Origin of the sequence: Stenotrophomonas sp. SMYL20 (assembly GCF_036320045.1) — a bacterium.
Classification (GTDB): Bacteria; Pseudomonadota; Gammaproteobacteria; order Xanthomonadales; family Xanthomonadaceae; genus Stenotrophomonas; species Stenotrophomonas maltophilia_A.
Map to the genome: position 1 here is coordinate 207,857 of NZ_JAWIRT010000003.1, position 13,113 is coordinate 220,969.

The following is a 13,113-nucleotide window of genomic DNA, read 5'->3' on the forward strand; positions in this document are numbered from 1 at the left end:
TACTCTCAGCGCGAAACGACTTCGGTGGCGGCGAAGAAGTAGGCGATTTCAATCGCGGCATTCTCGACCGAGTCCGAGCCGTGGGCGGCGTTGGCATCGATGGATTCGGCGAAGTCGGCGCGGATGGTGCCCGCAGCGGCTTCCTTCGGGTTGGTGGCGCCCAGCAGGTCGCGGTGGGCCAGGACGGCGTTCTCGCCTTCCAGGGCCTGGATCATCACCGGGCCGGAGATCATGAACTCGACCAGCGCGTTGAAGAACGGACGCTCGCGGTGCACGGCGTAGAAGCCTTCGGCTTCACGGCGCGACAGCTGCTTGTACTTGGCGGCCACGACCTTCAGGCCGGCCTTCTCGAAGCGGGCGTAGATTTCGCCGATGACGTTCTTGGCAACGGCGTCCGGCTTGATGATCGAAAGGGTGCGCTCCAGCGCCATGGGATGTCTCCAATGGAATCGGGCCGCTGATGGCCCGAAGGGTAACATGAAAAAAACCCGCGTCGGGACGCGGGCTTAGCCTGATAAACGTAGGCGAATTGTAAAAGATCCCGTGCAGTAGTGCCAGCCCATGGCTGGCAGGCAGGATGCGGGATATCGAGCGCCGGAGCCTGCCCATTCAGGATCAAGCGTTGCCAGCCATGGGCTGGCACTACTGAATCCCTTGTAACCGGGCGACAGGATTTTGCTGCACTGCAAAATGCCATACGCTACCGTCTGGTCCTAGTATCAAACAATCGTTTGATTAAGGTCCGCCCGCCGATGGCCAAACCCGCCCACTTCTCGACCAAGGACCGGATCCTCGGCGCGGCCGAGGAGCTGTTCGCACAGCACGGCTTCGCCGGCACTTCGCTGCGCCAGGTGACCAGCCAGGCCGACGTCAACATCGCTGCGGTCAACTACCACTTCGGCTCCAAGGAAAACCTGGTCAACGAGGTGTTCCGCCGCCGCATGGACGAGATGACCGGCGCGCGCCTGGCGCAGCTCGAGCGCGCCCGCAGCGAACACCCCGGGCAGCTGCGCCCGGTGCTGGCCGCCTTCGTCGAGCCGGCACTGGCGCTGGCCCAGGACCGCCAGAACGGCGGCGCCTTCGTGCGCGTGATCGCCCGCGCCTACGCCGAGAAGAACGACAACCTGCGCAAGTTCCTGTCCGACCACTACGGTCACGTGCTGCGTGCGTTCGGCAAGGCGATTGCCGAATGCGCACCCGACCTGAGCAAGGAAGAGCTGTACTGGCGCCTGGATTTCCTGGCCGGCTCGCTCACCTATGCCATGGCCGACTTCGGGCTGATCAAGCGTCCCGCCGGTGTCACCGAAGCGGCGCATCGTGCCCATGCCGCCCACGAACTGATCCATTTCGCCGAAGCCGGGTTCCGCGCCGCCGCACGCGCCAGCGCCCTGCCCGCTTCCCCTTGATTCCACCCAGTAACTGCTGACCAACAAAGGCCCTACACCATGTCCAATTCCCTGCTAGTCCGCCGCGCCGCCGTGCTGGGTGCCGGCGTCATGGGTGCCCAGATCGCCGCCCACCTCACCAACGCTGGCGTCGACACCGTGCTGTTCGACCTGCCCGCCAAGGAGGGTCCGGCTGACGGCATCGTGCTGAAGGCGATCGCCAACCTGGGCAAGCTGAGCCCGGCGCCGCTGGCCAGCAAGTCGCTGGCCGAAGCCATCACCCCGGCCAACTACGAGTCCGGCCTGGAGCAGCTGAAGGACTGCGACCTGATCATCGAGGCCATCGCCGAGCGCATGGACTGGAAGCAGGACCTGTACAAGAAGATCGCGCCGTTCGTGGCCGACCACGCGGTGCTGGCCTCCAACACCTCGGGCCTGGGCATCAACAAGCTGGCCGACGTGCTGCCCGAGCAGCTGCGCCACCGCTTCTGCGGCGTGCACTTCTTCAACCCGCCGCGCTACATGCACCTGGCCGAGCTGATCCCGGCCACCACCACCGACGCCGCCGTGCTGGAAGGCCTGGAAGAATTCCTGGTCACCACCCTGGGCAAGGGCGTGGTGTACGCCAAGGACACCCCGAACTTCATCGGCAACCGCATCGGCGTGTTCTCGATCCTGTCCACCATCCACCACACCCAGCAGTTCGGCCTGGGCTTCGATGAAGTGGACGGCCTGACCGGCCCGCTGGTCGGCCGCCCGAAGTCGGCCACCTACCGCACCTCCGACGTGGTCGGCCTGGACACCATGGCCCACGTCATCAAGACCATGGGCGATACCCTGCCCAACGACCCGTGGCATGAATTCTTCAAGTCGCCGAAGTGGCTGGACGCGCTGATCTCCAAGGGCGCGCTGGGCCAGAAGACCGGCGCCGGCATCTTCCGCAAGGTCGGCAAGGACATCGTCGTCCTCGACCTGGAAAAGCAGGACTACCGCGCTGCTGATCGCACCGCCGCACCGGAAGTGGTCGAGATCCTGAAGATCAAGAACCCGGCGGAGAAGTTCGCCAAGCTGCGCGAGAGCCAGCACCCGCAGGCGCAGTTCCTGTGGGCGACCTTCCGCGACCTGTTCCACTACAGCGCCTACCACCTGGCCGACATCGCCGAGACCGCGCGCGACGTCGACCTCGCCATCCGCTGGGGCTACGGCTGGTCGCTGGGCCCGTTCGAAACCTGGCAGGCCGCCGGCTGGAAGCAGGTGGCACAGTGGATTGCTGATGACATCGTCGCCGGCAAGAGCATGAGCAACGCCCCGCTGCCGGATTGGGTGTTCGATGGCCGCGACGGCGTGCACGCCGCCGAGGGCAGCTACAGCCCGTCGCGCAACGCCAAGCTGCCGCGCTCGTCGCTGCCGGTGTATCAGCGCCAGCGCTTCCCCGATCCGCTGCTGGGCGAGAAGTTCGCGCCGGGCGAGACCGTGTTCGAGAACGACGGCCTGCGCATGTGGCACGACGGCGACGGCATCGCCGTGGTCAGCTTCAAGACCAAGATGAACACCGTGTCCGACCAGGTGCTGGACGGCCTGCAGGAATGCGTCAGCCGCGCCGAGAAGGACTTCCAGGGCCTGGTGATCTGGCAGCAGAAGGAACCCTTCTCCGCCGGCGCCGACCTGGCCGGCGCGCTGGGCCTGCTGCAGGCCGGCAAGGTCGACCAGTTCGAAGAAATGGTCGCCAACTTCCAGCGCACCAGCCAGCGCATCAAGTACTCGCTGGTGCCGGTGGTGGCCGCCGTGCGCGGCCTGGCCCTGGGTGGCGGCTGCGAGTTCCAGATGCACAGCGCCAAGACCGTGGCCTTCCTGGAAAGCTACATCGGCCTGGTCGAGGCCGGCGTCGGCCTGCTGCCGGCAGGCGGCGGCCTGAAGGAACTGGCCGTGCGCGCCTCGCAGGCCGCCGGTCCGGGCGGTGACGTGTTCGCCGAACTGAAGAAGACCTTCGAGACCGTGGCGATGGCCAAGGTGTCCAACTCGGCGGTCAACGCCAAGGAACTGGGCCTGCTGCGCAGCACCGACAAGGTGGTGTTCAACAGCTACGAGGCCCTGCACATCGCCAAGGCCGAAGCGCGCGCCCTGGCCGAAGCGGGCTACCGTCCGCCGCTGCCGGCACGCCGCATCCAGGTGGCCGGCGACGTAGGTATCGCTACCTTCAAGATGATGCTGGTCAACATGCTGGAAGGCCGTTTCATCAGCCCGTACGACTACGAGATCGCCGAGCGCATCGCCACCGTGCTGTGCGGCGGCAAGGTCGACCGCGGCACCCTGGTGGACGAAGAGTGGCTGCTGACCCTGGAGCGCAAGCACTTCGTCGAACTGGCCCAGCAGGAAAAGACCCAGGCCCGCATCGCGCACATGCTCAAGACCGGCAAGCCGCTGCGTAATTGATCGCCCCTCCCTGCTTTCGGTGGGTGCCGACCGTTGGTCGGCACTCCCTGATGTGGCAGTCGAGCATGGCTCGACTCTACAAAACCTATTCGAGAGATCACTGCAATGACCAAGCAAATCCAGGACGCCTACATCGTCGCCGCCACCCGTACCCCGGTTGGCAAGGCGCCCAAGGGCATGTTCCGCAACACCCGCCCCGACGACATGCTTGCGCACGTGCTGCGCAGCGTCGTCGCCCAGGCCCCGGGCGTGGACGTCAACCGCATCGATGACGCGATCATCGGCTGCGCCATGCCGGAAGCCGAGCAGGGCATGAACGTGGCGCGCATCGGCGTGCTGCTGGCTGGCCTGCCCAACACCATCGCCGCGCAGACCGTGAACCGCTTCTGCTCCTCCGGCCTGCAGGCCGTGGCGCAGGCCGCCGACGCGATCCGCCTGGGCAATGCCGACCTGATGCTGGCCGGTGGTACCGAATCGATGTCGATGGTGCCGATGATGGGCAACAAGATCGCCATGGCGCCGAGCGTGTTCGACAACGACCACGTCGCCATCGCCTACGGCATGGGCATCACCGCCGAGAAGGTCGCCGAAGAGTGGAAGGTCTCGCGCGAAGACCAGGACGCCTTCGCCCTGGCCTCGCACCAGAAGGCCATGGCCGCGATCCAGAACGGCGAGTTCAAGGACGAGATCAGCCCGTACGAGATCGTCTCGCACCTGCCGGACCTGGCCGATGGCCAGCGCATCATCACCCGCAACAAGATCGCCGACACCGACGAAGGCCCGCGCCCGGATTCCTCGGCTGAAGGCCTGGCCAAGCTGCGCCCGGTGTTCCGCAACGGCCAGTTCGGCGGCACCGTCACTGCTGGCAACTCGTCGCAGATGAGCGACGGCGCCGGTGCCGTGCTGCTGGCCTCGGAACAGGCGATCAAGGACTACGGCCTGACCCCGCTGGCTCGTTTCGTCAGCTTCTCGGTCGCCGGCGTGCGTCCGGAAGTGATGGGCATCGGCCCGATCGCCGCGATCCCGAAGGCACTGAAGCAGGCCGGCCTGACCCAGGACCAGCTGGACTGGATTGAACTGAACGAAGCCTTCGCCGCGCAGTCGCTGGCGGTGATCCGCGATTGCGGCCTGGACCCGAACAAGGTCAACCCGCTGGGCGGCGCGATCGCCCTGGGCCACCCGCTGGGCGCGACCGGCGCGATCCGCACCGCAACCCTGCTGCACGGCCTGCGCCGTCGCCAGCAGAAGTACGGCATGGTGACGATGTGCATCGGCACCGGCATGGGCGCAGCGGGTATTTTCGAGGCGCTGTAAGGTTCAAAGCGTTGCCGGTCGGGATGTCGGCTTACTGCAGGGCCCGGGTGGGTGAGACTGCCCGGGACACGCCGCAAGTACATCCCTGTAGGCTTGGCAGCGGCATCCATGCCGCTGACAGTCCCGGTCAGCCTCACCCACCCGTGCCATCCAACATTCCGCGCGGCGGAGGGGTGAGCAGAAGCAAAGGCTGGGGTCAGAGCCCTTTGCGGTGCAAAGGGATCTGACCCCGACTCGACGCTCGCGGAAACAGAAAAGGCAGCCATCGGCTGCCTTTCTGCTTTTGCTCTTGCCTTTGATTCCGCCCTTCCCGTCCGCGCCCGCAGGAAACATGACAGGCGGGGCGGGTGGGCCTTTGCAGGACCGTTCGCCGCATGGATGCGGCGACCGAGCCCCCATGGACGGGTTTACGGCGTGTCCTGCAAAGGCCCACCCGTCCCGCCCATCACGTATCAATCAAGGCGCAGCACGGAGCGCTTGATAAACCTTATTCCGCCAACATCGCCGTCAGTTTCTCCCGCGCCGGCCCTGCCAGCTTCGGGTTGTCCAGCGCGAAGCGGATCGTCGCCTCCACCAGCCCCAGGTGCGTGCCGCAGTCGAAGCGGGTGCCCTCGAAGCGGTAGGCATCGACCTCTTCGGTCTTCAGCAGCTGCGCGATCGCATCGGTCAGCTGGATCTCGCCACCGGCACCACTGCCGGTCTGTTCCAGCAGCTCGAAAATCTTCGGGCTCAGCACATAACGGCCAACCACCGCCAGGTCGCTCGGTGCGTCCTCCGGCTTCGGCTTCTCCACGATCTGCGAAATGCGACCCTTGCGGCCGTCGAACGCTTCAGTGGCAACGATGCCGTAGCTGGCAGTCTTGTCGTGCGGCACGTCTTCAACGGCGATCACGCTGGCACCACTGGCCTCGTTGAGGTCTGCCATCTGCTTCAGTGCGCCGTCGCCGCGGTTCCAGATCAGGTCGTCCGGCAGCAGCACCGCGAACGGCTCGTCACCGATCACGGCCTTGGCGCACAGCACCGCATGGCCCAGGCCCAGTGCTTCGGCCTGGGTCACGAAGATCGCGCGCACGCCATTGGGCAGCACATGGCGGATCATCTCCAGTTGCTCCTGCTTGCCGGCGCGCTCGAGCTTCTGCTCCAGTTCGTAGGCCTTGTCGAAGTAGTCGGCCACGGCATGCTTGTAGCGGTTGGTGATGAACACCAGCGTGTCGCAACCGGCTTCAATCGCTTCATCGACCGCGTACTGGATCAGCGGACGATCAATGATCGGCAACATTTCCTTCGGAACCGTCTTGGTTGCCGGCAAAAAGCGCGTCCCGAGCCCTGCCACTGGAAAAACTGCCTTGCGAATTCGCTTGCTCATTGGTGCCTGTTGGCCTCACGTGCCGGAAAGGGCACGACTTTAGCGGATGAAATGTAAGCATCCTGTTCGATGGGAGAGAACTCCGGCATCGTCGCGAACAGGATCTCCTGGATGCTGGTCGTGTCGTAACCAGCCACGGCATCGCGCAGGCGCGGGACATTGCCCAGCACCAGGTCACGCGAGAACGTACGTACACCGGCCTCGAGAATCTTCGGGTGCGCGGTGGAACGGTAGTCCTCGTCCGAATAGAACAGCGTCTCGTGCAGCTTCTCGCCCGGACGCAGCCCGGTGTAGATGATCGGAATGTCCTTGTACGGCTGCTTGCCGGCCAGGCGGATCATCTGCTCAGCCAGCACGCGGATCGGCACCGGCTCGCCCATGTCGAGCGTATAGATCGCACCATGCGATGCCGAAGCGGCCGCCTGCAGGATCAGCTGGCAGGCCTCCGGGATGGTCATGAAGTAGCGACTGACTTCCGGGTCGGTGACGGTCACCGGACCGCCACGCAGGATCTGTTCGCGGAACAGCGGCACGACGCTGCCGGCCGAGGCCAGCACGTTGCCGAAGCGCACCGTAACGAAACGGGTATGCGTGGACTTCTGGTCCAGGCTCTGGCAGATCATCTCCGCATAGCGCTTGCTGGCGCCCAGTGCATTGACCGGGTCGACCGCCTTGTCGGTGGAGATGAACACGAAATGCTCAACGCGCGCTTCCAGACAGGCGCGGGCCACGTTCTCGGTGGCCAGGATGTTGTTGCGCACCGCTTCGCGCAGCTGCCGCTCCAGCACCGGCACGTGCTTGTAGGCAGCCGCGTGGAAGGCGGTGTCGACCGGATGCAGCGACAGGGCGTGGCGGATCACCGCCGGGTCACCGCAGTCGCCCAGCACCGCTTCGATCTCGACATCGGGGAAGCTTCGCCGCAGCTCGCCTTCGATGGTCAGCAGCAGCAGTTCGCTGATCTCGAGCAGGATGATGCGGCCGGCACCATGCCGTGCGCACTGGCGGCAAAGCTCGGAGCCGATCGAACCGCCGGCACCGGTGACCATCACCGTACGCCCGCCCAGCCAGCCACGGATCAGGTTCCAGTCCGGCATGATCGGCTTGCGGCCCAGCAGATCCTCGATCGCCACTTCCTTCAGCTGCCCCGGCAGCGACTGGCCCTGCAGGATGTCGCTGAGCTTGGGCACGGTGCGGAACGGCACACCGGTGCTTTCACAGATGGCGACGATCCGCTGCATGCCCGCCGCGTCCAGCGACGGGATGGCGATCACCAGCAGCTTGGCCGCCGTCTCCCGGACCACTGTCGGCGCATCGTCCAGGGTGCCGAGGATCGGCAGGCCCTGCAGCTTGGCGCCGCGCAGGTGCGGCGCGTCGTCCAGCAGGCCGACCGGCTCGAAATTACCGGAACGGCGCAGGTCACGGACCAGGGTCTCGGCGGCCTGGCCGGCACCCAGGATCAGCACGCGGCGCGCGGACGAGTCCGACTGCAGTGCCTGATAGTCCTTCCAGGCCCGGTACAGCAGGCGCGGCGCGCCCAGCAGCGCCGACAGCGCGAACGGATAGATCACCAGCACCGACATCGGCACGCCGTCGAAGCGCTTCCACATCAGCACCAGCACGATGGCGACCATGCCGATGAAGCTGGCCTTGAAGATGTTCAGCAGGTCGCTGACGCTGGCGAACCGCCACAGGCCCCGATAGAGGCCCACGCGCCAGAACACCATGCCCTGCAGCAGCAGCACCAGCGTGGTGTCGACGTTCCAGAGAGGGAGCTCGGGGGCGTTGGCCAGGATCGAATACCGCCCCGCGTGGAGCAGCTGCCAGCATGCCCAGACCATGAACAGGTCGTGGCAGACGATGGCCGAACGCGGCATCAGGCCGAGGATTCTGTCCCGCCAGGGTGAAGCCATAAGTCAGGTATTTCCTTTTGGGTGGCGCAATCCATTGCGCAGGAGGAGCCAGAGGACGCTCAGCGCAATGAACCACGCGATCGCCACGGCAGCCTCCCACCTCGGCTGCAAATTGGAGCAGACATTAAGCACTGTAATACTGAACAGGCCCAAAGCAAAGTACATCCCTGTTACCTGGGCGTGACTGGCTCCTGCCTGCACCGCGCGCTGGTAGACATGCTGGGTATGGGGTTCCATCCAGCGTTGTCCCGAAATGATGCGCGCCAGCAGTGTGAAGCCTGCGTCCACAAAGAACGGCGATGCCGACACCAGCAGCAGGATCCAGTGGATGTCGGTCTTGACGCTGGCCAATGCCAGCACTGCCGCCACCGCGTAGCCCAGCGCGCCACTTCCGACATCGCCCATGAAGATCCGGGCCCGCGGGAAGTTGAACGGCAGGAAGCCCAGGCAGGCCAGGCCCAACGCGACCGCCGCCAGCGAGTACGGCCAGGGCAGCAGCGGCGCCAGCCCCAGCGCGACCACGATGGACTGGCTGGCCGCGATGCCGTTGATCCCATCCATGAAATTCCAGATGTTGATCAGCGAGGCGGTGAACAGCAGGACCAGCACGGCCAGCAGCCAGCTGCCACCGTGGACCTTGACCAGCGCGGCCAGCAGCGCGGCGGCGATGAAGTGCACCATCAGGCGGCGCATGGCCGGCAGCGGCCGGTGGTCGTCCCACCAGCCGATACCCGCCACCAGCGCCAGGCCAAGGCTGGCGACCAGCAGGCTCGGACGCGCTTCGGGCCAGGCCCACATGGCAACACCGGCGGTCACCAGCAGGCTGATGACAATGGCGATGCCGCCGCCGCGGGGTGTCGCCACGCTATGGCTGCGGCGCTCGCCCGGCTGGTCAAACAGTTGCCGGCGCAGCGCGTAACCCCGCGCCGCCCAGGTCAGTGCCGCACTCAGCAGGGCCAGGCCCAGCAGCGCGCCCATCACGAGCCACGGCATGGATCAGAGCACCGCGTAGTTCAGCAGCGGCTTGACCGTACCCCACTCCTTGCAGCTCGGGCACTGCCAGTGGTGGGTGCGCGCACCGAAACCACAACGGGTGCAGCGATAGGCCGGATTGCGCACCAGCAACTGGTCGGTGATGTGCTTGAGGTCGTGCAGGGTCGCCGTGGAATCGGCGCCTTCAGCCAGGGTCAGGTCGATCAGCGCGGACTCGCCACGCACCGACGGGCGATCCTTGAGCTGGCGGCCCAGGTAGGCACGGGCTGGCGCCACGCCCTCCTGCTCTTCCATCAGGCGGGTCAGCGCCAGCACCGGGGCGATGCCGCGATAGTGCTCGGTCATCTCCGACAGGAACGCGCGTGCGCCTGCCAGATCGCCCACCTTGCGGTAGTTCTGCATCAGCGCCGGCAGCAGTTCCGGCAGGTATTCGGGGTCGTTGCGCGCGGCACGCTCGAAGGCGCGTACGGCCGCTTCCGGATTGCCGGCATCGGTTTCCAGGCGTCCTTCAATGATGCCGGCACGTACCGACATCGCATCGGCCTGGTAGGCCCGGGCAATCGCTGCCCTCGCCTCTTCCAGCTTGCCAGCACCGCGGAAGCGTTCGGCCAGTTCGCACTCGAACTGCCCGATCAGCTTGCCCATCGGCTCGCCGGTGACGTCCTCGAAACGGGTCGCGTTGTCGATGGCCTTTTCCCAGTCGCGCTCGGCCTGGTAGATGCCGATCAGGTGCTTGAGTGCCTGCGGCGCACGCTGGTCCAGCTGGGCCAGTTCGGTGAACACGGTCTCGGCGCGGTCCAGCAGGCCGGACTTCATGTAGTCCTCGCCCAGTGCCAGCAGCGCCTGCACGCGTTGCGCATCGCTGAGGTCGTGGCGGTTGACCAGGCCCTGGTGCAGGCGGATGGCGCGGTCGACTTCGCCGCGGCGACGGAACAGGTGGCCCAGCGCGACCTGGGTCTCGAAGGTTTCCTTGTCCAGCTCGGCGATGTGCAGGAACAGCTCGATGGCCTTGTCCGGCTGTTCGTTGAGCAGGTAGTTCAGGCCGCGGAAGTAGGTGCTGGACAGGCGGCTGACCTGGCTGTCACCGTGGCGTTGACCACCACGCCGTCCGATCACCCACCCGGCCAGTGCGGCCAGCGGAACGAACAGGAAGAACCAGAACCACTCGGTGACGAAATCCATCTTCGATCAGCGTCCATCAAAAGATTGGGGGGAAGCAACCGGTGCCGGCGTGGCGACAGCGGACTTGTTGGCGCGGCGCAACTGGCTGTAGAGCGGAATGACCACGCTCACCAGCACCAGGCCGGCACCGACGATGACACCCACCAGCAGCGCGGCGATCAGGGCCACGCCCACCGAGGTATGCAGTTGGGTAAACAGCAGGTTGATCGACATCGCGGTCATGTTGACCGCACCGATGATCAATCCAAGGATCAGAACCGCCAGCAGGACCAGCAGACGAAAAACCTTCATGCGACAGCTCCAGTGGCAGGAGTCCGTAGCTTATCCGACTCGCGGCTGGATTCGCACGCGGTGGCGCGACGGGAGGCTCAGGCCGGATCGGCGTCCAGTGGCAGCACACTGCTGACCCGCTCACGCAGTTCCTTGCCCGGCTTGAAATGAGGGACGTGCTTGCCCGGCAGGGCAACCGATTCGCCGGTTTTCGGGTTGCGACCCAGGCGCGGCGGACGATAGTGCAGCGAGAAGCTGCCAAAACCACGGATTTCGATGCGATCGCCGGCGGACAGCGATCCGCCCATCATTTCCAGCAACGACTTCACCGCCAGATCGACATCATCGGCCTTCAGGTGCGCCTGGCGGCGCGCAAGGATTTCGATCAGTTCGGATTTGGTCATTACCGGCTCACATCAGGGGTATCTCAGCCTGAAACGGCCCGGGCAATGCCCGGGCCGTCCAGGAAACAACGAACAGCGTAAGGCCGATTACTCGGACTTGTTGCCGTTCAGCTGTGCACGCAGCAGCGCGCCCAGCTGGGTGGTGCCGCTGGAAGCCGAAGAGGACTGGTATTCCTCCAGCACTTCGCGCATTTCAGCGTCGTCCTTGGCCTTGATCGACAGCTGCAGGGTACGGCCCTTGCGGTCCATGCCCACGAACTTGGCTTCGACCTTGTCGCCGACCTTCAGGTGCTGGGTGGCGTCGTCAACGCGCTCGTTGGCGATGTCGCGTGCCGAGACGTAACCTTCGATGCCGTCAGCCAGCTCGATGATCGCGCCCTTGGCGTCGACTTCCTTCACCACGCCTTCGACCTTGGAGCCCTTCGGATTGGCAGCCATGTACTGGCCGAACGGATCCTGCTCCAGCTGCTTCACGCCCAGGGAGATGCGCTCGCGCTCCGGATCGACAGCCAGGACGACGGCGTCCAGGGTATCGCCCTTCTTGAAGTTGCGAACGACGTCTTCGCCGGTGGTGTTCCAGCTGATGTCGGACAGGTGGACCAGGCCGTCGATGCCGCCGTCCAGGCCGATGAAGATGCCGAAGTCGGTGATCGACTTGATCTGGCCCGACACCTTGTCACCCTTCTTGTGGGTGGCAGCGAAGGTTTCCCACGGATTGGCGGCAACCTGCTTCATGCCCAGCGAGATACGGCGACGCTCTTCATCGACGTCCAGCACCATCACTTCGACTTCATCACCAACCTGGACAACCTTGGACGGGTTGACGTTCTTGTTGGTCCAATCCATCTCGGAGACGTGCACCAGGCCTTCGACGCCCGGCTCGATCTCAACGAACGCACCGTAATCGGTGACGTTGGAGACCTTGCCGAAGACGCGGCTGTTGGCCGGGTAACGACGGCCGATGTTGTCCCACGGATCCTCGCCCAGCTGCTTCAGGCCCAGCGAAACGCGGTTGCGCTCGCGGTCGAACTTCAGCACGCGGACGTCCAGCTCGTCGCCGACGTTCACGACTTCCGACGGGTGACGCACGCGCTTCCACGCCATATCGGTGATGTGCAGCAGGCCGTCGATACCGCCCAGGTCCACGAACGCGCCGTAATCGGTCAGGTTCTTGACGACACCCTTCAGGATCGCGCCTTCCTGCAGCTTGTCCATCAGCTGCTCGCGCTCTTCCGAGTGCTCGCTTTCGACGACAGCGCGGCGCGAGACCACGACGTTGTTACGCTTGCGGTCCAGCTTGATGAGCTTGAACTCGAGTTCCTTGCCTTCCAGGTAGGCCGGATCGCGCACCGGGCGCACATCGACCAGGGAACCCGGCAGGAAGGCGCGGACATCCTTGATGTCCACGGTGAAACCACCCTTGACCTTGCCGCTGATGCGGCCGGTGATGGTTTCGTTCTTTTCCAACGCTTCTTCCAGCTCGTCCCACACCATCGCGCGCTTGGCCTTCTCGCGCGACAGGACGGTTTCGCCGAAGCCGTTCTCGATCGAGTCGAGGGCGACCTTGACGATGTCGCCTTCGGCGACGTCGATTTCGCCAGCGTCGTTACGGAACTGTTCGATCGGCACGATGCCTTCGGACTTCAGGCCAGCGTTGATCACCACGACGTCGCCGCGGACTTCAACAACGGTACCGCTGACGATGGCGCCCGGCTTCAGCTTGGCCAGATTGGCCTGGCTGGCTTCAAACAGTTCGGCAAATGATTCGGTCATTAGATTTACTCTGTTGGACACATGGGTCGGTGGCGTCCCCTTCAGGGGAATGGCGACCGCCCGCCTGTTGGTCGACCCCGGAA

General features: G+C 65.1%; 11 protein-coding genes. 3 read left to right on the forward strand and 8 right to left on the reverse strand.

From position 1 onward, the window contains the following. Positions 1–5: 5 nt before the first annotated feature. Positions 6–431 carry a nucleoside-diphosphate kinase gene (ndk, locus tag V3B48_RS03755; RefSeq protein WP_008265389.1) on the reverse strand — a complete coding sequence of 142 codons (426 nt, stop codon included), beginning with the start codon at positions 429–431 and terminating at the stop codon, positions 6–8. A gap of 321 nt (positions 432–752) precedes the next feature. On the opposite strand from ndk, the gene V3B48_RS03760 reads away from it, so the two are divergent. The 3 genes from V3B48_RS03760 to V3B48_RS03770 all read left to right on the forward strand — a co-directional run bounded on the left by V3B48_RS03760 (position 753) and on the right by V3B48_RS03770 (position 5,132). Beyond that, the gene (locus tag V3B48_RS03760) at positions 753–1,406 is read left to right on the forward strand and encodes a TetR family transcriptional regulator (RefSeq protein ID WP_006431024.1); all 654 of its coding nucleotides are present in this window, start codon (positions 753–755) and stop codon (positions 1,404–1,406) included. Between the two features lie 39 nt (positions 1,407–1,445). After that, the gene (locus tag V3B48_RS03765; RefSeq protein WP_049399461.1) at positions 1,446–3,818 is read left to right on the forward strand and encodes a 3-hydroxyacyl-CoA dehydrogenase/enoyl-CoA hydratase family protein; all 2,373 of its coding nucleotides are present in this window, start codon (positions 1,446–1,448) and stop codon (positions 3,816–3,818) included. Between the two features lie 105 nt (positions 3,819–3,923). Then, on the forward strand, positions 3,924–5,132 hold the full coding sequence (locus V3B48_RS03770; RefSeq protein WP_049399460.1) for an acetyl-CoA C-acyltransferase: 1,209 nt from the start codon (positions 3,924–3,926) through the stop codon (positions 5,130–5,132). 487 nt (positions 5,133–5,619) lie between these two features. Here the strand turns inward: V3B48_RS03770 and galU are convergent, their stop codons facing one another. The 7 genes from galU to rpsA all read right to left on the reverse strand — a co-directional run bounded on the left by galU (position 5,620) and on the right by rpsA (position 13,030). Further along, a complete protein-coding gene (gene galU, locus V3B48_RS03775) occupies positions 5,620–6,498 on the reverse strand; it encodes a UTP--glucose-1-phosphate uridylyltransferase GalU (RefSeq protein ID WP_019661303.1) in 879 nt (292 codons plus the stop codon). Beyond that, positions 6,495–8,408 (reverse strand): nucleoside-diphosphate sugar epimerase/dehydratase, encoded by a 1,914-nt coding sequence (locus V3B48_RS03780; RefSeq protein ID WP_032130079.1) that lies wholly within the window; start codon positions 8,406–8,408, stop codon positions 6,495–6,497. The genes galU and V3B48_RS03780 overlap by 4 nt, the downstream gene beginning before the upstream one ends. A 3-nt stretch (positions 8,409–8,411) precedes the next feature. Continuing rightward, positions 8,412–9,401, reverse strand: coding sequence for a glycosyltransferase family 4 protein (locus tag V3B48_RS03785; RefSeq protein ID WP_329893226.1), 990 nt, complete (start codon positions 9,399–9,401; stop codon positions 8,412–8,414). Positions 9,402–9,404: 3 nt separating this feature from the next. Then, entirely contained in the window at positions 9,405–10,583 is a 1,179-nt protein-coding gene (lapB, locus tag V3B48_RS03790) for a lipopolysaccharide assembly protein LapB (RefSeq protein WP_005416232.1), read from the reverse strand. A 6-nt stretch (positions 10,584–10,589) separates the two neighbouring features. Next, positions 10,590–10,874 carry a LapA family protein gene (locus tag V3B48_RS03795; RefSeq protein WP_010484569.1) on the reverse strand — a complete coding sequence of 95 codons (285 nt, stop codon included), beginning with the start codon at positions 10,872–10,874 and terminating at the stop codon, positions 10,590–10,592. Positions 10,875–10,951: 77 nt separating this feature from the next. After that, positions 10,952–11,257 (reverse strand): integration host factor subunit beta, encoded by a 306-nt coding sequence (locus V3B48_RS03800; RefSeq protein WP_005409286.1) that lies wholly within the window; start codon positions 11,255–11,257, stop codon positions 10,952–10,954. A gap of 87 nt (positions 11,258–11,344) precedes the next feature. Then, entirely contained in the window at positions 11,345–13,030 is a 1,686-nt protein-coding gene (gene rpsA, locus V3B48_RS03805; RefSeq protein WP_005416230.1) for a 30S ribosomal protein S1, read from the reverse strand. Between the last annotated feature and the right edge of the window lie 83 nt (positions 13,031–13,113).